Below are 18,155 nucleotides of genomic sequence, written 5' to 3' on the forward strand. Positions count from 1 at the left end.
AAAAACCGGCCTGAGAAGGCCGGTTTTTTTATGCGCGTGATTCCACTTCAGTCGTTGAAGTCTTCCCAGCCGCCCATCTGTTTCCAGCGGTTGACGATGCCGCAGAACAGCTCGGCCGTCTTCTCTGTGTCGTAGCGGGCCGAATGAGCCTCACGACCGTCAAAGTCGATGCCGGCTGCCTGGCAGGCTTTGGCCAGCACGGTCTGGCCATACGCCAGCCCGGCGAGAGTAGCGGTGTCAAAGCTGGAGAACGGGTGAAACGGGTTGCGCTTCATGTCCAACCGCGCCACGGCGGCATTCAGAAAGCCCAGGTCAAAGCTGCTGTTGTGGCCGACCAGGATCGCGCGCTTGCAGCCATTGGCCTTCAATGCCTTGCGCACGCCACGGAAGATATCGGTCAATGCCGCTTCTTCACTTACTGCCATGCGCAATGGGTGATCGAGCTTGATCCCGGTGAACTCCAAGGCAGCCGCTTCGATATTGGCGCCTTCGAACGGCTCGACGCGGAAGAAGTGGGTGTGTTCCGGGAACACAAAACCCTGTTCGTCCATGCCGATAGTCGTCGCGGCGATTTCCAGCAGCGCATCGGTGGCGCAGTTGAAACCACCGGTTTCTACGTCGATGACAACCGGCAGATAGCCGCGGAACCGCTCGGCCATCGGATGACGGGATCCGCCACCGCTGTGCTCGTGTTCGTCATCGTAATGGTCTTCACTCACTTGCTTTCCTCCAGCAGGCGCCAGCGCAGTGTTTCACCGGCGCGCAGCGGGATGACAGTCAGCTCGCCAAACGGCAGGCTGGCAGGGGCGGTCCAGTCTTCACGAACCAGGGTAATGCGATCGGTATTCGCCGGCAGGCCGTAGAAACGCGGGCCATTGAGGCTGGCGAACCCTTCGAGCTTGTCCAGGGCGTTGCGCTGTTCGAACGCTTCAGCGTATAGCTCGATGGCGGCATAGGCGGTGTAGCAGCCGGCACAACCGCACGCGGCTTCTTTGGCGTGCTGGGCGTGAGGCGCGGAGTCGGTGCCGAGGAAAAACTTCGGATTGCCGCTGGTCGCCGCATCCAGCAAGGCCACCTGGTGCGTGTTGCGCTTGAGGATCGGCAGGCAATAGAAGTGCGGCCGAATCCCGCCTACCAGCATGTGGTTGCGGTTATACAGCAGGTGATGCGCGGTGATGGTCGCACCAACGTTGGCCGAGGCCTCGGTGACGAACTGCACTGCATCGGCAGTGGTGATGTGCTCGAACACGACCTTGAGGGTCGGGAACAGCTCCACCACACGACGCATGTGTTCGTCGATGAAGATCTTCTCGCGATCGAACACGTCCACATCGCCACGGGTGACCTCACCGTGGATCAACAGCGGCATGCCGACGTCGGCCATGGCTTCGATGGCCGGCAGGATCTTGTCGATACTGGTCACGCCGGAATCGGAGTTGGTGGTGGCGCCGGCCGGGTACAGTTTGGCGGCGTGCACAAACCCACTGGCCTTGGCCTCGCGAATTTCTTCGGGCTGGGTGCGGTCGGTAAGGTACAGCACCATCAGCGGTTCGAACCGGCTGCCGGCCGGCCGTGCAGCGAGGATACGCTGGCGGTAGGCATCGGCTTGCTCGGCGTTACGCACCGGAGGAACCAGGTTAGGCATGATGATGGCGCGGCCAAAGGTACGCGCTACATCGGCCACGGTGTGGGTTAACGCAGCACCATCGCGAAGATGAATATGCCAGTCGTCGGGACGCAGCAGGGTCAGGCGGTCGGACATTGGGGATTCCAGGCGGGTCAATCTGGGGGGAATGCTACCGGAAAAGACTCTATCAGGCACTCGCTATCAAGTTTTGCAGGATGCAACCGATAGCCTTTTGTATGCCTTATCGATGTATGACGCTTTGAAGTGTTGTAGAAACCAGTGGAGCCTCCCGTGCGCCAGCATTACCTAGCCCTGCTCAGTGTGTTCGCCAGCCTGCCCGCGATGGCCCTCACGTTCCAGACACGTCTGGAGAACATTGAGTGGAAGGTAGAGGGCGACCAGTTCGAGTGCCGTCTGACCCAGCCGATCACAGACTTCGGTTCGGGTGAGTTCGTGCGCCGGGCGGGTGAGCAGGCAATATTTCGTCTGAAAGCCTATAACGGTTCGCTGGGCACAGGCTCGGCCACCTTGTTGGCTGCCGCCGCCCCTTGGCAGCCAGGCCGAGGCGATATCAACCTCGGCGCCGTGCGTGCCGGTAGTGGCGATGTGTTGTTCAATAGCTCGCAGGCCCAGGCCGGTCGCCTGTTCACCGGACTGCTGGAAGGGCGCAGCCCGACGGTCCGCCACTACGGCCGTGAAGGCGGCTACTCCGAAATCCGCTTGTTGCCGGTGAAATTCAATAAGGCTTATAACGACTACCAGCTGTGCACCGCCAAGCTGTTGCCGATGAATTACGATCAGGTCAAACAGACCGAAGTCGGATTCCCTGGGGGCGGTATCGAGTTGGACGCAGCCGCCAAGAAGAAACTCGACGTGATTCTTGCATTCATGAAAGCCGACCCGACGGTCAACCATATCGAGTTGAATGGCCATTCGGACAACAGCGGCAACCGCCTGACCAATCGCGACGTCTCTCGCCGCCGTGGCTTGGCGGTGATGGACTACTTCAAGGCCAACGGTATCCAGGAGTCGCAGATCACCCTGCGCTTCCATGGCGAAAGCTACCCCCTTGCGCCCAACACCAATGCGGCCAACCGGGCACGCAATCGTCGTGTGAATATCCAGCTTGAACGCGTGGCAGCCCCCGAGAAGCCGGCGCCCCAAGCCACTGGCGCAAGTAACCCTGCACACACGTCTTAAGGTGCGACCATCGGTCGCCCGTTCGACATAATCTGTCGCTTTATCTTCATTTGCTGTCGCGCCCCTGTAAATCCACGGTTTTGGTCGGTAGAATCGACACCTTTCCGTACAACCCCGTGGAGTGATGGCATGGCCGACGTAAACAAGGTCGTTCTCGCGTATTCCGGCGGCCTGGACACTTCGGTGATCCTCAAGTGGCTGCAGGATACTTATAACTGTGAAGTGGTGACCTTCACCGCTGACCTGGGTCAGGGCGAAGAGGTCGAACCTGCACGTGCCAAGGCGCAAGCCATGGGCGTGAAAGAGATCTACATTGACGACCTGCGCGAAGAGTTCGTCCGCGATTTCGTCTTCCCGATGTTTCGCGCCAACACCGTCTACGAAGGCGAGTACCTGCTGGGTACTTCCATCGCACGTCCGCTGATCGCCAAGCGCCTGATCGAAATCGCCAACGAAACCGGCGCCGACGCCATTTCCCATGGTGCTACCGGCAAGGGTAACGACCAGGTGCGTTTCGAACTGGGCGCCTATGCACTCAAGCCAGGCGTGAAAGTGATCGCCCCTTGGCGTGAATGGGACCTGCTGTCCCGTGAAAAACTGATGGATTACGCTGAAAAGCACGCGATCCCGATCGAGCGTCACGGCAAGAAGAAGTCCCCGTACTCGATGGATGCCAACCTGCTGCACATCTCCTATGAAGGCGGCGTGCTGGAAGACACCTGGACCGAGCACGAAGAAGACATGTGGAAATGGACCGTCTCCCCGGAGAACGCTCCAGACAAGCCGCAATACCTGGAACTGACCTACCGCAATGGCGACATCGTCGCGCTGGACGGCGTCGAAATGACCCCGGCCACTGTGCTGGCGACCTTGAACCGTATCGGTGGCGAACACGGTATCGGCCGTCTCGACATCGTCGAGAACCGCTACGTGGGCATGAAGTCCCGTGGTTGCTACGAAACCCCAGGCGGCACCATCATGCTGCGCGCCCACCGGGCCATCGAATCCATCACCCTGGACCGCGAAGTGGCTCACCTCAAAGACGAGCTGATGCCCAAGTACGCCAGCCTGATCTACACCGGCTACTGGTGGAGCCCTGAGCGTCTGATGCTGCAACAGATGATCGATGCTTCCCAGGTGCATGTGAACGGCGTTGTGCGCCTGAAGCTGTACAAGGGCAACGTGATCGTCACCGGTCGCAAGTCTGATGAGTCGCTGTTCGACGCCAACATCGCTACCTTCGAAGAAGATGGCGGCGCCTACAACCAGGCGGACGCAGCAGGCTTTATCAAGTTGAACGCACTGCGCATGCGCATTGCGGCCAACAAAGGTCGCTCGTTGTTCTAAGTCTCAGCCGGTTTAAAGAATGGCCCCTTATTCAGGGGCCATTTTTTTTGCCTATGGATTTTGTGTGGAATTGCGATGTTTATAGATGGTTAAACATTTGTTGATATTTTTCAGTCGACGCATTTTCAAATGCGCCTTCGAGGGTGCTGTTGTTGAAAGTTTGTAGGGCGAATGATTTTTTTACACCTGCCTAGGAACTGGTCTTACAGAAGATTCACTCATGAAAGTGAGGTAAACGTATAAAGCGCGGAATACGCTGTAGGAATTAAGGATGTAAGAGAATATGTTGAATGGAACTAAAACAGTCGGACATTTCTTGTCGGGATTCCTGAGTGGAGTGCAGAGGGAAGGGGCATTTCCTGAGAGTTGTGTGCGGCACGTTTACCCACCCCCAGATACTCCATGGATATTTCACTCAAAATATGTAAGTCCCCGGAAAGGTCTGAAAGGATCTATAAAACTGGATACATCTGAGTTAGCGTTTTTTTGTAGGGCGATTCCTTTATCGCTGTGGGGTGGGTCTCTGCTTGCTGTTGCTCGGGGGGGAACGCTATGCCAACCAGGAAACGACTAGGCTATTGTGCTTGCTCTAAATAATTCGAACAGCGAAATTGGACTTTCTCATGAATAAAGTGCTGATCGTGGATGATCATCCCGTCATTCGTCTTGCTGTGCGTATGCTAATGGAACGTCATGGTTATGAGGTCGTTGCCGAGACCGATAACGGTGTCGATGCATTGCAACTTGCACGGGAGCATATGCCGGACATTGTCATACTGGATATCGGGATTCCCAAACTTGACGGGCTGGAAGTTATTTGCCGGCTGTCTTCTACCAAGCAATCCGTGCCCTTCAAGGTGCTGGTGCTGACGTCACAGGCCCCTGGCCATTTTTCCATGCGTTGCATGCAGGCGGGGGCTGCCGGCTACGTGTGCAAGCAACAGGACCTGACCGAGTTGCTGAGTGCGATCAAGGCGGTGCTGTCGGGCTACAGCTACTTCCCCAACCAGGCACTCAACTCGGTACGCTCCACCATGGGCAATGCCAGCGAGGCCGATATGGTCGAGCGTCTGTCGGGTCGGGAAATGATGGTATTGCAGCAGTTGGCCCGGGGCCGAACCAACAAGGAGATTGCCGACGGCATGTTCCTCAGCAACAAGACCGTCAGCACCTACAAGACACGTTTGCTGCTCAAACTCAACGCCCGCTCCCTTGTGGACCTGATCGAACTGGCCCAGCGCAACGGCTTGGTATAGAGGAGGGCACTGCAGCGCACATTGTCTGGGTAACCGGCAGAAAAAAGCCTCCGTAAGGGAGGCTTCCGGCCGTCGACAGTTCGATCACAGATCGAAGTCGTAATCTGCCAGCTGTTTTTGCAAGCGTCGTTCTTCCAGAAGATTGTCGATGGTGCGGCGTTTGCTCAAATTGGTCTTGGCTACCTCAACGGGTGCTTCTGCCCCATCATCATCCGACTCAACAAGGTCGTCTTCCACTTCCAGTTGTTCTTTGCCAGTGCTCATAAGGTTCACTCCGGGCTAGGACTGCCGTTGGCGCTCCTTATAACGATAATCCATGATCGGGTAAAAAAGATTTTTTCAATCGGCTGATCGAGAAAACCAATGATCCCTCAATCGTCGGACGTCTTGTCCTTGTATTCGCACAGGTCTTCGATACGACAGCTGCCGCAACGCGGCCTGCGGGCCTGGCAAACGTAGCGTCCATGAAGGATCAGCCAATGGTGAGAGTCCAGTAGATAGGGCTTGGGTACAAACTTCATCAACTGCTTTTCGACCTCAACCACGTTCTTGCCACGGGCAATGCCGGTTCTGTTGCTGACCCGGAAGATATGGGTGTCCACCGCCATCGTCAGTTGCCTGAACGCGGTGTTGAGCACCACATTGGCAGTTTTACGACCGACTCCTGGCAGGGCTTCCAAGGCTTCACGGGTTTGTGGCACTTCACCGCCATGCAGTTCCACCAGCAGGCGGCAGGTCTCGATAACGTTTTTGGCTTTGCTGTTATACAGACCGATGGTCTTGATGTACTCAGACAATCCTTCCACACCCAGGGCATAGATCGCCTCTGGTGTGTTCGCCACGGGATACAGCTTGGCCGTGGCCTTATTGACGCCGACGTCGGTGGATTGGGCCGACAGGATCACCGCAATCAGCAACTCGAACGGCGAGGTGTAGGCCAGTTCGGTCTTGGGTTCTGGATTGTCTTCGTGAAGCCTGCGGAATATTTCCAGGCGTTTTGCGGCGTTCATGGGGCGGTGGGTTCCTTGCAGAAGGTCGGCGGGATTGTATCAACACACACCCGGTTTGCAGATCAGGCGTTGTTGAGCGCATCCATTTGGCGCTGCGCGTCCTCCAGCTTGCGTTGCGCCTCGGCGAGTTGCCGAGGTTCGATGTTCAGGTCCTGGGCTTTCTTCAGTTCCGCTCGACGCATCGCCAGCTGGATTTTGGCGCGTTTCAGATCAGCAGTGTTGCTGGATGACGTCGCTGCTTTCGGTACGACACCCACCTCCAAGGCAGCCAGCGCTTGTTCCGCCGCTTCGAATTGCCGTTGCAGGATGATCAACTGCGACTGCTGTTCAAAGGTCGGAGGGTGACCAAACGCCTTCAAGGATTTGTGCAATTGGGCCCGGCTCATTGCGACAGCGATTTTAGCTTTCTTGATCGCGACATCCTGTGCCGTATCGGCTTGCACAGGTAAAACCGGCACGGAGCGCTTGGTCCGGGCCTGGCGTTCAGCGAGTTTTTGCGCTTCCTCCCGTTGCAGGCGCGCATTGCGTTGCTCATACCGCCGCCTTGCCCGGTCGCGCTTGAGGTGGCGTTCATGGCGTTGCTGATCATTTGTCGCCAGGCCACCGACAATCGGCAATACAGTGGTTGTCGGGTGCATTTCAATGCAGTCGACGGGGCAGGGCGCGACGCAGAGGTCGCAACCGGTGCATTCATCCATGATGACGGTGTGCATCAGCTTGGCGGCGCCGACGATTGCGTCTACGGGGCAGGCCTGGATGCACTTGGTGCAACCGATGCACTCAGCTTCGCGGATGTAGGCAACCTGGGCGGGTGCTTCCCCGCGACTGGCGTCCAGATCCAGCACCGGCACCTGCAGCAACCGTGCAACGTCGGCGATGGTTTCCTGGCCACCGGGCGGGCACTTGTTGATCGCCTCGCCACGGGTGATGCCCTCCGCGTAAGGCTTGCAACCCGGGTGCCCGCACTTGCCGCATTGGGTCTGCGGCAGCAGTGCGTCGATGCGTTGAATGAGGTTCATGCTGTGATCACAGGCATAGCAAACTGGGTTTAATGGGAGGGCAGGGATTTGTTGTGGTGAGCGGGGCATGCCCGCTCGCCACAACAAGCTCCTTCACCACAACATGCCCATACAAGGTAGCTTACTTGATGCGCTGACCCGGCTTGGCACCACTGTCAGGGCTGAGCAGGTAGATCTCTTTGCCACCAGGGCCGGCCGCCATTACCATGCCTTCAGACACGCCGAACTTCATTTTCCGAGGCTTGAGGTTGGCGATCATCATGGTCAGGCGGCCATCGAGTTTGGACGGGTCCGGGTAAGCGCTCTTGATCCCGGAGAACACGTTACGTTGCTCGCCGCCGAGGTCCAGTGTCAGGCGCAGCAACTTGTCGGCGCCCTCCACGGCTTCGGCCTTGACGATCAGCGCGACACGCAGGTCCACTGCAGCAAAAGCGTCGAAGTCGATTTCCGCGGAAATCGGATCCTTGGCCAGCTCGCCATTACCCGCCGGCGTCGATTCGCCAGTGTCGGTCTGGCTGGCGACCAGGTCTTCTTTCGAAGCGTCGGTCATGGCCTGGACTTTCACCGGGTCGATACGGGTCATCAGTGGCTTGAACTCGTTCAACTGATGATTGCCGAGCAGGGTGGCGTGATCGTTCCAGGTCAGCGGCGCCACGTTGAGGAACGCCTCGGCGTCGGCGGCCAGCAGTGGCAGCACGGGTTTGAGGAAGATCACCAACTGGCGGAACAGGTTGATGCCTGTGGCGCATATCGCCTGGACTTCCGCCTGCTTGCCTTCCTGCTTGTTCAGCGACCATGGTGCCTTGTCGGCGATCCAGGCGTTGGCGCGGTCGGCCAGGCCCATGATCTCGCGCATGGCACGGGCGAAGTCGCGGGCTTCATAGGCGTCGGCAATACTCGGCGCGGCGGCCAGGAAGGCATCGGTGAGTTCCGGCGCAGCGTTCTCGGCTACCAGTACACCCGCGTTGCCCTTGTGGATAAACCCGGCGCAACGGCTGGCGATGTTGACGACTTTACCGACCAGGTCCGAGTTGACCTTTTGTACGAAGTCTTCCAGGTTCAGGTCCAGGTCGTCGACGCCACGGCCCAGTTTGGACGCGTAGTAGTAGCGCAGGTATTCCGGGGACAGATGGTCCAGGTAGGTGCGTGCCTTGATAAAAGTGCCACGGGACTTGGACATTTTCTGGCCGTTGACCGTCAGGTAGCCGTGTACGGCAATGCCGGTTGGCTTGCGGTAGCCCGAACCTTCGAGCATCGCCGGCCAGAACAGGGCGTGGAAGTTGACGATGTCCTTGCCGATGAAGTGGTACAGCTCGGCGCTGGAATCCTTGCTCCAGAACGTGTCGAAGTCCAACTCCGGCGTGCGGTCGCAAAGGTTCTTGAAGCTGGCCATGTAACCGATCGGCGCATCCAGCCACACATAGAAGTATTTGCCCGGCTCGCCCGGGATCTCGAAGCCGAAGTACGGCGCATCCCGGGAGATGTCCCACTGCTGCAGGCCGCTGTCGAGCCATTCGGAGAGTTTGTTGGCCACGGCATCCTGCAGGGTGCCGCTGCGGGTCCAGGTTTGCAGCATCTGCTGGAAATCCGGAAGCTTGAAGAAGAAGTGCTGGGAATCCTTGAGCACCGGGGTAGCACCGGAGATCGCCGATTTGGGATCCTTCAGATCAGTGGGTGCATAGGTTGCGCCGCACTTTTCACAGTTGTCGCCGTACTGGTCTTCAGTGCCGCATTTCGGGCAGGTCCCCTTGATGAAACGGTCGGCCAGGAACATTTTCTTTTCCGGGTCGAAATACTGGGTCACCGAACGCTGGTCGATATGCCCGGCTTCCTTGAGCCGCAGGTAGATCTGGCTCGACAGTTCACGGTTTTCTTCGGAGTGGGTCGAGTGGAAGTTGTCGAAATCCACCAGGAACTCGGCAAAGTCGGCGCTGTGTTCAGCCTGCACGTTGGCGATCAGTTGTTCCGGGGTGATGCCTTCCTTTTCGGCGCGCAACATGATGGCCGAACCGTGGGCGTCGTCCGCGCAGACATAAATGCATTGGTTGCCGCGATGCTTCTGGAAGCGCACCCACATATCGGTCTGGATGTACTCAAGCATATGGCCAAGATGGATGGAACCATTGGCATAGGGCAGGGCGCTGGTGACGAGGATCTTGCGTGGCTCGGACATGGGGCTCGGCTACTTGATGAAACGGAGGTCGGCCACTATAAAGCGCCGGGAAATATATTTCACCCCGTGGCGCTGTTTCAGAATCTTCCCAACCTGCGAAAGCATGCCGTAACGCCGCTGGAACGGTTAGGATAGCCGCCTGTTTCAGTCAGTCTTTTTCGGGAGTAGCCCATGAGCGCCGTCAATCGCGCAGCGGTGGAAGCCGTGCTTCGCCAGTACACCGACCCTTATTTGAACCAGGACCCGGTCAGTGCCGGCTGTGTACGCGCCATCGACGTCCAGGGTGATCAGGTGTCGGTCCAATTGGAACTGGGCTATGCAGCCGGTCTGTTCAAGAGCGGTTGGGCGCAGATGCTGCAAATGGCCATTGAAGGTCTCGACGGCGTGCGCTCGGCCAAGGTCGACATCCAATGTGTGATTGCCGCGCACAAGGCCCAGGCACAGATCCCTGGCCTGGCCAACGTCAAGAACGTAGTGGCCGTGGCGTCCGGCAAGGGCGGCGTGGGTAAATCCACCACGGCGGCCAACCTGGCCCTGGCCCTGGCCCGCGAAGGTGCGCGCGTGGGCATTCTCGATGCGGATATCTACGGCCCGAGCCAGGGCGTGATGTTCGGCATCGCCGAAGGCACACGGCCGAAGGTCAAGGACCAGAAGTGGTTCGTGCCGATCGAGTCCCTGGGCGTGGAAGTGATGTCCATGGCCTTCCTTACTGATGACAACACGCCGATGGTCTGGCGCGGCCCGATGGTCTCCGGCGCTTTGCTGCAGCTGGTTACCCAGACCGCCTGGGGCGACCTGGACTACTTGGTGATCGATATGCCGCCAGGCACCGGCGATATCCAGTTGACCCTGGCGCAAAAAGTCCCGGTGGCCGGCTCGGTGATTGTTACCACGCCCCAGGACCTGGCGCTGCTCGACGCGAAGAAAGGTGTAGAGATGTTCCGCAAGGTCAACATCCCGGTGCTGGGCGTCGTGGAGAACATGGCGGTGCACATCTGCTCCAACTGTGGTCATGCCGAGCATCTGTTCGGCGAAGGCGGCGGCGAGAAGCTGGCCACTCAGTACGGCGTGGAACTGTTGGCCTCGTTGCCGCTGTCGATGCTCATCCGCGAGCAGGCGGATGGTGGCAAGCCTACCGTCGTGGCTGAACCGGACAGCCAGATCGCCATGATCTATCAGGAACTGGCGCGTCATGTAGGTGCGCGGATCGTCCTGCATGAAGCAGCCACGCCAGCCATGCCGACCATCACCGTCAGCGACGACTGAGGCGGTTGAAGGGAAAAAAGCCCCGACGTGTCGGGGCTTTTTCATGTCTGGAAGATGGTCAAGGTGTGTTTGTTTCTCAATCACGCAGTTGGTCGTGTAAGCATTTGCTTACTTTTTCGTAAGTGTTTGGTTTTTTTACCTTCCACGGACGTCGGTTTTCTTCGAGGCTTTTTTCTAACCAATTGAAATTTAACAATTAATTATTCCGTATTCAGGGCGATTGCATGTCAGTTCATGGGTAGGATCCCGTTGAACTTCCTTTGGAACTCTTTAAGATCAGCCCTGTGTCCACGGATTGGCACGGCCATCAAGGAACGATGGTTGAAGGAACGTCGCAGGATGCGATTCATCAGGATGATGAAAAGGAATACAGGGACTAGGGAAAAAATGTGGGCGGGTCATACCGCCCCTTTTTTTTGCCTGTAGGAAAGGGAAACCGGCCATCTAGAAACGCAAAAAGGCCCGCAAGGGGCCTTTTGGATGGGGCGACGCTATCAGCGTTCGAGGTGTGCGATCTTACCTTTTTTGCCATCCCACTCCGCTGCATCCGGCATCGGATCCTTGCGCTCAGTGATGTTCGGCCAGACTTCCGCCAGCTCGACGTTCAACTGAATGAATTCCTGCATCTCCGCCGGGACTTCATCCTCGGAGAAAATAGCGACGGCCGGGCATTCAGGTTCACACAGGGCGCAATCGATGCACTCATCCGGGTGGATAACCAGGAAGTTCGGGCCTTCGTAGAAGCAGTCCACCGGACACACTTCGACGCAGTCGGTGTACTTGCACTTGATGCAGTTGTCGGTAACGACGAAGGTCATTTCTAATTTTCTCCTCAGGCGGCGGCGGCGAAACCCTTTGTGGCAGGGCTCGCGAGGTTTGGGAGCGATAGTCTGCAGGCCAGGCTAATAGCCTGCAGCATCCCAAACCGCGCGAGAGTCTACCAGCTTGCAAGCGTCTGCGTTATATCCGAACTTGCAGTGCATATAACATTTCGAGCGCTTTTCGCGGCGTCAAGCCATCCAAGTCAAGCTTAGCCAATTCATCCAGCACCGGATGGGGCAGGCTGGCAAACATGTCGCTCTGGTGCGGCGCAGCCGGTTTGCTGGCGGCTTTGGCTGGGCTGGCGACCACCGTCTCATGGGGCAGGGCCGTGGTTTCCAGGCGGCTGAGGTGCTCGCGAGCGCGAATGATCACATCGTTCGGCACCCCCGCCAGTTGCGCCACGGCCAGGCCGTAGCTCTGGCTGGCGGGCCCTGGCAGCACGTGGTGCAGGAACACGATGCGCTCGTTGTGCTCGGTGGCGTTCAGGTGCACGTTGGCTACCAGCGGCTCGCTTTCCGGCAACACCGTCAGCTCGAAATAGTGCGTGGCAAACAGCGTGTAGGCACGCAGGTGCGCCAGGCGTTCGGCTGCCGCCCAGGCCAGGGACAAACCGTCGAAGGTGCTGGTGCCGCGACCCACTTCGTCCATCAGCACCAGGCTGCGTTCGGTAGCGTTATGCAGGATGTTGGCGGTTTCGCTCATTTCCACCATAAAGGTCGAGCGCCCACCGGCCAGGTCATCGCTGGAACCGATGCGGGTGAAAATGCGGTCCACCAGGGACAGCTCGCAACTGGCCGCCGGCACAAAGCTGCCGATATGCGCCAACAGCACGATCAAAGCGGTCTGACGCATGTAGGTGGATTTACCGCCCATGTTCGGACCGGTGATCACCAACATACGGGTATCGTCGTCCAGGGACAGGTCGTTGGCAACGAACGGCGTGGTCAGCACCTGTTCTACAACCGGGTGACGACCTTGCACGATGCGCATGCACGGCTCGCTGACAAAACGCGGGCAGTTCAGATCAAGGTTCAGCGCACGCTCGGCGAGGTTGCTCAGCACGTCCAGTTCGGCCAGCGCTGCGGCAGTGTCCTGCAGCGGTGCCAATTGGCTGATCAAGTCCTCCAGCAGATTCTCATAGAGCATCTTCTCTCGAGCCAGGGCGCGGCTCTTGGCCGACAGTGCCTTGTCTTCGAATTCTTTCAGCTCCGGGGTGATAAACCGTTCGGCGCCTTTGAGGGTCTGGCGACGTTGATAATCGATCGGCGCCGATTCGGCCTGCTTGCTGGGCAACTCAATAAAGTAGCCATGCACACGGTTGTAGCCGACTTTCAGGTTGGCCAGACCGGTGCGGGCTTTTTCGCGGGCTTCCAGGTCGATCAGGAACTGCCCGGCGTTTTCGCTCAGGGACTGCAGTTCGTCCAGCTCGCTGTCGTAACCGGTCTTGAGTACGCCGCCGTCACGGATGATCGCCGGCGGGTTGTCGATGATGGCTTTTTCCAGCAAGGCCGCCAGCTCCGGGTAAGTCCCGGCTGTAGTTGCAAGCTGTTGCAGGTGCGGCGTATCCAGCTCGGTCATCGCCACCTGCAGTTGCGGCAGGGCACCGAGGGCATCGCGCAGGCGCGCCAGGTCACGGGGTCGTGCGTTACGCAGGCCGATCCGCGCCAGGATGCGCTCGATATCGCCGATTTCCTTCAACTGTGGCTGCAGCTTTTCAAAGCGATAGCCGTCCAGCAGGCAGGTAATGGACGTCTGGCGTGCTTGCAGCACAGTCAGGTCCCGCAGCGGACGGTTCAGCCAGCGGGTCAGCAGGCGGCTGCCCATGGCCGTCTGGCAGCGATCGACCACCGATTGCAAGGTGTTATCGCGACCACCGGCCAGGTTGGTGTCCAACTCCAGGTTGCGACGGCTGGCGCCATCGAGCACCACGGTATCGTCCAGACGCTCATGACGCAGGCTGCGCAAGTGCGGCAGGGCGGTGCGCTGGGTTTCCTTGGCGTAGCCAAGCAGGCAACCGGCGGCGCCGATGGCCAGGGTCAGGGTCTCGCACCCGAAGCCTTTGAGGTCCTGTACGGAGAACTGCTGGCACAGACTTTTCAGCGCCGAATCACGCTCGAAATCCCACGGCGCACGGCGCTTGGCCCCACGACGTTTTTCTGCCGGCAGATCCTTTGGCCAATCATCCGGGATCAACAGCTCCACTGGGTTGATGCGTTCCAGCTCCGCCAGCAGGTTCTCCCAGCCCTTGATCTCCAACACGCTGAAGTTGCCGCTGGTGATATCCAGTACCGACAGGCCAAACAGACGCTCATCGCCCAACACGGCGGCAATCAGGTTATCGCGACGCTCATCCAGCAGCGCCTCATCACTCACCGTTCCCGGCGTAATAATTCGCACCACCTGGCGTTCAACCGGCCCCTTGCTGGTCGCCGGGTCGCCGATCTGCTCACAGATCACCACCGACTCGCCCAGCTTCACCAGCTTGACCAGGTAACCCTCCAACGAATGGTAAGGAATCCCACACATCGGAATCGACTGCCCCGCCGATTGCCCGCGCGCGGTCAGGGTGATGTCCAGCAGCTTGGCGGCCTTCTTCGCGTCTTCGTAGAAGATCTCGTAGAAGTCGCCCATGCGGTAGAACATCAACTGATCAGGGTGCTGGTTCTTGAGGCGCCAGTACTGCTGCATCATCGGGGTGTGGGAGGACAGGTCTGAAGTGGTTTTACTCATTGGTCGTAGGCAAATTCGTTGAAAGGAGTGGGGCAAATGTGGGGCATTCCGCCCTGCGATTTTGCGATGGGCGCAAGGTTAACATGCGAGGTCGGAGCTTCGCAGGTCGCAAACGGATAGGTAAAACGCAAAAGCCGGCGGTGCATTTACTTAACTGCAAGTAAACGCGCCGCCGGTATCTTTGATGCCTTTGTATTACAGCGACCGCACAGGGATGCAGATGTCGCAGATGAACTCACCGGTGTCCGAATCGGTTGCGGTTGCCGCAAAGAACATCTCGAAACATGGTCGGTCATCGCATTGCAGACCGCTGGAAGGCATCCATTCTCGCGTCAGCCACATCCAGGCATCGGCTATTTTTTCTGTTTTCCCTTTGAAGCTCGCTACGGCATAGCGGCCGCCCGGCAGGGTCTGAATGTCTGCCTGGGCGCTGGTTACAAAAGAGGCTGGCACTTCAACGCAAGCATCGTAGCGGCACTTGTTCGGGGGCGTGATGGATGGATCGTCATACCCTATGCCGTAACACCGTTCATCGCCGAGGCCATTGGAGTGCATCCACGGCGCCATGGTCCCGCGCCAGAAATGGCCGATTGCGGGGCCATAGGGGCCGATCAGGCGTTGGTAGGCAACGCGTACCTTGGGTAAATCAATGATGCGTACGTCCATGGTGGGCTCTTTCGTTGAAGGAGAAGAGAGCCCAGCGTCGTCGAACGTACGCTCATGTGCCTGATGGGCATTGCCGAAGACCTGATCAGGATTGCTCTGCTGCGCACCCGGCCGCGGGCCGATGGCTGCCGCCTGTGCTGCCAGTCGCTGCGGTGTGTTGGTGCGCCACTCGGATGGCGTGCAGCCAAACTGTAGTTTGAAGGCCCGTGCGAATGCTTCGCCCGAGTTGAAACCGCTGGCCAATGCTGTTTCGAGTACGGTTTCGTGGTTGCCGCAGGACAGGCGGAACGCTGCCTTCTCCAGTCGCCGCCGGCGGACATAGCTGCCCAATGTCTCGCCCATCCACGCCGCGAAAATCCGATGAAAATGGAAGCGCGAAAAGTTGGCGATATCGGCCAACCGGGCACCCTCCAAGGGGGTATCCAGGTGGGTATCGATGTAGTTGAGTACGCGGTTCATGCGTCGGGCGTACTCGGCGCGGGATGCGTGGACGGAGGATTTGGTTGTCATAGTGCGTGATAGTATGCATAAAAAATGCAAATTAGCATTTGCCAAGCCAAAAAACTCCCGTCACTATCCTCGTTATGCAAAAACGCAACGTTTCTATCGTCTTAAGAGAATTGCTGGACCGCGACCGGATCTCCCCCACGGAGCTTTACCGGCGCACCGGCGTGCCACAATCCACGCTGTCCCGGATCCTCAGCGGCAAGATCGTTGATCCGTCGGACAAGCACATCTCCCGTATTGCCGAGTACTTCCGTGTCAGCACCGATTACCTGCGCGGGCGCGCGGCGATGGGCGCTTTGCGCGATGACGCGCGCGACCCGATGCATTCGGAACTCAAGGACATAAGCCTGTGGGACGACGACACGCCCGTCAATGATGACGAGGTGTCGATCCCCTTTCTGCGCGAGGTTGAATTGGCTGCTGGATCAGGAAGATTCGTCATCGAGGAAAGCGAGAAGGCCAGCCTGCGGTTCGGCAAGCGCAGCCTGCGGCATAACGGTGTGCAGTTCGACCAGGCCAAGTGCGTGACGGTGCGCGGCAACAGCATGTTGCCGGTGCTGCGCGACGGTGCGACGGTCGGGGTGAACGCGGGCAAGAGTGGCATCGGCGATATCGTCGATGGTGACTTGTATGCCATCAATCACAACGGCCAATTGCGCGTGAAACAGCTCTATCGCCTGCCTTCCGGGATCCGCCTGCGCAGTTTCAACCGCGATGAGCACCCGGATGAAGACTACAGCTTCCAGGATATCCAGGATGAGCAGATCAGCATCCTGGGTCATGTGTTTTGGTGGGGTATGTACGCCCGTTAACCTTCCCGCGTAAGACAAAGCCCGCCAACGAGCGTAATGCTGTTCACTTAAGCATTTGAGTCCCGGCCGGGCTTTATAGAGAATCCGATGTCAGACTCCTGGCATCGGATTTTTTTATGCCCATTCAGCAGCAGTTGCTCGACCTCGGCGATCTCTTCAACTTTTCTGACCTGAGCACCTTCACTCAGAACATCCCAATCGAGTGGGTAGCGAGTGCGCTGAACCTCTCGGTGCAAGCCACCATACGGCGGCGCCGCTTGCCGAGTGACCAAGTTCTTTGGCTGGTTCTGGGCATGGCTTTGTTTCGTGATGAGCCCGTCCACGAGGTCGCCAGGCGTTTGAATATCTGCGCGCAAGGCTTGGCTTCTGATCAGTTGCTGGCTCGAAGCGGAGTAACTGAAGCTCGCAAACGGCTAGGCGCTGACCCCGTCGAATCGCTGTTCCGTCAGACCGGTAAGCATTGGGGCAACGAGCGCTATGAGGCAGATGACTGGAACGGTCTACAAGTCTTCGCGGTGGACGGTGCATTGCTGCGAACCCCTGATTCACCCGAGCTCAGAGAGCATTTTGGCTCCGGCAATACCGGCACCGACCGTCAGACTCCGTTTCCGATGCTGCGGCTCGTTGCGCTGATGAATGTCCGCTCGCATGTCATCCTCGATGCGCAGCTCAGCCCTTTTCGGGGCAGTGAAATGCGGTTGGCCGAAACGTTTCTGGGGCAAATTCCAGACAATTCAATCACCTTGTTCGACAAAGGCTTCTGGGGCGCGGATCTACTGCTAAGCGTGGTTGGCGGCGGTGCGAACCGACACTGGCTGACACCTGCTCGCAAGAATTTGGTCATGGAGGAAGTGGAGCGCTACGGCGAGCATGATCGTCTTGTGCGGATGAAAGTTTCTCCTCAGGCACGCAAACGAAATCCTGAGCTGCCCTTGAGTTGGGAAGTGCGTGAAGTTAGCTATGAAAGCCATGGGAAAGTGAGGTCGCTGCTTACCTCTCTGCCTGTCGAGGGCTATGACACAGCAGCTGTAGCTGAGCTGTACCTGGAGCGGTGGGAAATTGAGCTGGGCTTCAGGGATATCAAAAGCTCGATGCAACAGAACGCGGTAACGCTGCGCAGTAAGAAGGTCGAGCTGATTTATCAGGAGGTCTGGGGGCTTTTGCTGGCTTACAACATTATTCGTCGGGAGGCCAGCCAGGCCGCTGTAGCATTCGGCCGCGCACCTTCAGATATACGGTTCAAGCCAGCCTGCCAGTACATAGCGGTACAGTTGATCGTGATGGCAGCAGCGAACCCGGTATCAGCAACAGGAAGGAGGCTAAGCGAGCTGAGGGGAGGAGTAGGAGGAATGTTTCTGGATCACCGCCCAAGGCCAGGAAGGCCAAGGACGGTGAAGATTTCCAAAACCCGGTACCCAGTGGACCGTAAGGCTGCTCCGCTTAAGTGAACAGCATTACGCCAACGAGCGGGTTTTTTTCCGTCTGCAGAAAATCGCCAAACCCCCGTCCTATAAGGCTGTAAATGCGCTAATGCATTTATTCGGTAAAAACAAATGCATTTGTGCATTGACTGTATATGCATACATATCTATTCTTCATCTCAAGCCAGCCAAACAAGGCTTGGTGGAGGCGGCAAGGATGCTGCCAGGAAAGACAAGGAAGGCACGCAACACCGGCAAGGACGCCATCTGAGCGATGGCAGGGATGCCAGGCAATACCG

The 18,155-nt window shown here is 58.1% G+C and carries 15 protein-coding genes; 6 read left to right on the forward strand and 9 right to left on the reverse strand.

The genetic code is table 11. The features are described 5' to 3' along the window. Positions 1–47: 47 nt before the first annotated feature. Together rnt and pyrC are read right to left on the reverse strand one after the other, a co-directional pair. A complete protein-coding gene (gene rnt, locus K5K89_RS06765; RefSeq protein WP_010564138.1) occupies positions 48–719 on the reverse strand; it encodes a ribonuclease T in 672 nt (223 codons plus the stop codon). Beyond that, positions 716–1,762, reverse strand: coding sequence for a dihydroorotase (pyrC, locus tag K5K89_RS06770; protein ID WP_222541078.1), 1,047 nt, complete (start codon positions 1,760–1,762; stop codon positions 716–718). The genes rnt and pyrC overlap by 4 nt, the downstream gene beginning before the upstream one ends. Before the next feature lie 156 nt (positions 1,763–1,918). Here pyrC and K5K89_RS06775 point away from each other — a divergent pair, with 156 nt between their 5' ends. From K5K89_RS06775 to K5K89_RS06785, 3 genes are all read left to right on the forward strand, one after another. After that, positions 1,919–2,827: a flagellar protein MotY gene (locus K5K89_RS06775; protein WP_071488715.1), complete on the forward strand. Its 909-nt coding sequence runs from the start codon at positions 1,919–1,921 to the stop codon at positions 2,825–2,827. Between the two features lie 129 nt (positions 2,828–2,956). After that, positions 2,957–4,174 carry an argininosuccinate synthase gene (locus tag K5K89_RS06780; RefSeq protein WP_010212738.1) on the forward strand — a complete coding sequence of 406 codons (1,218 nt, stop codon included), beginning with the start codon at positions 2,957–2,959 and terminating at the stop codon, positions 4,172–4,174. Positions 4,175–4,797: 623 nt separating this feature from the next. Continuing rightward, on the forward strand, positions 4,798–5,430 hold the full coding sequence (locus K5K89_RS06785; RefSeq protein ID WP_058423776.1) for a response regulator transcription factor: 633 nt from the start codon (positions 4,798–4,800) through the stop codon (positions 5,428–5,430). 84 nt (positions 5,431–5,514) lie between these two features. Here the strand turns inward: K5K89_RS06785 and K5K89_RS06790 are convergent, their stop codons facing one another. The 4 genes from K5K89_RS06790 to metG form a co-directional block, all read right to left on the reverse strand. Then, positions 5,515–5,694: a PA3496 family putative envelope integrity protein gene (locus K5K89_RS06790; RefSeq protein ID WP_071488716.1), complete on the reverse strand. Its 180-nt coding sequence runs from the start codon at positions 5,692–5,694 to the stop codon at positions 5,515–5,517. A 107-nt stretch (positions 5,695–5,801) separates the two neighbouring features. Then, positions 5,802–6,440: an endonuclease III gene (gene nth / locus K5K89_RS06795; RefSeq protein ID WP_071488717.1), complete on the reverse strand. Its 639-nt coding sequence runs from the start codon at positions 6,438–6,440 to the stop codon at positions 5,802–5,804. 62 nt (positions 6,441–6,502) lie between these two features. Further along, positions 6,503–7,459: an electron transport complex subunit RsxB gene (gene rsxB / locus K5K89_RS06800; protein ID WP_093527698.1), complete on the reverse strand. Its 957-nt coding sequence runs from the start codon at positions 7,457–7,459 to the stop codon at positions 6,503–6,505. Between the two features lie 121 nt (positions 7,460–7,580). After that, positions 7,581–9,632, reverse strand: a complete 2,052-nt coding sequence (gene metG, locus K5K89_RS06805) for a methionine--tRNA ligase (protein ID WP_222541079.1) — start codon at positions 9,630–9,632, stop codon at positions 7,581–7,583. A gap of 171 nt (positions 9,633–9,803) precedes the next feature. Between metG and apbC the strand changes: the two genes are divergently transcribed. Continuing rightward, on the forward strand, positions 9,804–10,898 hold the full coding sequence (gene apbC / locus K5K89_RS06810) for an iron-sulfur cluster carrier protein ApbC (protein WP_222541080.1): 1,095 nt from the start codon (positions 9,804–9,806) through the stop codon (positions 10,896–10,898). Between the two features lie 494 nt (positions 10,899–11,392). On the opposite strand, the gene fdxA is transcribed toward apbC, so the two are convergent. The 3 genes from fdxA to K5K89_RS06825 form a co-directional block, all read right to left on the reverse strand. Then, positions 11,393–11,716 (reverse strand): ferredoxin FdxA, encoded by a 324-nt coding sequence (fdxA, locus tag K5K89_RS06815; RefSeq protein WP_071488721.1) that lies wholly within the window; start codon positions 11,714–11,716, stop codon positions 11,393–11,395. A 142-nt stretch (positions 11,717–11,858) separates the two neighbouring features. Further along, positions 11,859–14,450, reverse strand: a complete 2,592-nt coding sequence (mutS, locus tag K5K89_RS06820; RefSeq protein WP_093512275.1) for a DNA mismatch repair protein MutS — start codon at positions 14,448–14,450, stop codon at positions 11,859–11,861. Positions 14,451–14,645: 195 nt separating this feature from the next. Next, entirely contained in the window at positions 14,646–15,575 is a 930-nt protein-coding gene (locus tag K5K89_RS06825; RefSeq protein WP_222541081.1) for a GyrI-like domain-containing protein, read from the reverse strand. Positions 15,576–15,700: 125 nt separating this feature from the next. On the opposite strand from K5K89_RS06825, the gene K5K89_RS06830 reads away from it, so the two are divergent. Both K5K89_RS06830 and K5K89_RS06835 read left to right on the forward strand, forming a co-directional pair. After that, positions 15,701–16,435, forward strand: coding sequence for a helix-turn-helix transcriptional regulator (locus K5K89_RS06830; RefSeq protein ID WP_071488724.1), 735 nt, complete (start codon positions 15,701–15,703; stop codon positions 16,433–16,435). A 116-nt stretch (positions 16,436–16,551) separates the two neighbouring features. Next, positions 16,552–17,883: an IS4 family transposase gene (locus K5K89_RS06835; protein WP_371914400.1), complete on the forward strand. Its 1,332-nt coding sequence runs from the start codon at positions 16,552–16,554 to the stop codon at positions 17,881–17,883. Positions 17,884–18,155: the final 272 nt, after the last annotated feature.

The organism is Pseudomonas sp. DR208 (assembly GCF_019823005.1).
GTDB classification, from domain to species: Bacteria; Pseudomonadota; Gammaproteobacteria; order Pseudomonadales; family Pseudomonadaceae; genus Aquipseudomonas; species Aquipseudomonas extremorientalis.

Bases quoted from the DNA above. Each gene is read 5' to 3' on its own strand.
- fdxA (WP_071488721.1), bottom strand. From the start codon at position 11,716: ATGACCTTCGTCGTTACCGACAACTGCATCAAGTGCAAGTACACCGAC.
- K5K89_RS06835 (WP_371914400.1), top strand. From the start codon at position 16,552: ATGCCCATTCAGCAGCAGTTGCTCGACCTCGGCGATCTCTTCAACTTT.
- K5K89_RS06790 (WP_071488716.1), bottom strand. From the start codon at position 5,694: ATGAGCACTGGCAAAGAACAACTGGAAGTGGAAGACGACCTTGTTGAG.
- metG (WP_222541079.1), bottom strand. From the start codon at position 9,632: ATGTCCGAGCCACGCAAGATCCTCGTCACCAGCGCCCTGCCCTATGCC.
- apbC (WP_222541080.1), top strand. From the start codon at position 9,804: ATGAGCGCCGTCAATCGCGCAGCGGTGGAAGCCGTGCTTCGCCAGTAC.
- pyrC (WP_222541078.1), bottom strand. From the start codon at position 1,762: ATGTCCGACCGCCTGACCCTGCTGCGTCCCGACGACTGGCATATTCAT.
- mutS (WP_093512275.1), bottom strand. From the start codon at position 14,450: ATGAGTAAAACCACTTCAGACCTGTCCTCCCACACCCCGATGATGCAG.
- K5K89_RS06825 (WP_222541081.1), bottom strand. From the start codon at position 15,575: ATGAACCGCGTACTCAACTACATCGATACCCACCTGGATACCCCCTTG.
- K5K89_RS06780 (WP_010212738.1), top strand. From the start codon at position 2,957: ATGGCCGACGTAAACAAGGTCGTTCTCGCGTATTCCGGCGGCCTGGAC.
- K5K89_RS06830 (WP_071488724.1), top strand. From the start codon at position 15,701: ATGCAAAAACGCAACGTTTCTATCGTCTTAAGAGAATTGCTGGACCGC.
- K5K89_RS06785 (WP_058423776.1), top strand. From the start codon at position 4,798: ATGAATAAAGTGCTGATCGTGGATGATCATCCCGTCATTCGTCTTGCT.
- rsxB (WP_093527698.1), bottom strand. From the start codon at position 7,459: ATGAACCTCATTCAACGCATCGACGCACTGCTGCCGCAGACCCAATGC.
- nth (WP_071488717.1), bottom strand. From the start codon at position 6,440: ATGAACGCCGCAAAACGCCTGGAAATATTCCGCAGGCTTCACGAAGAC.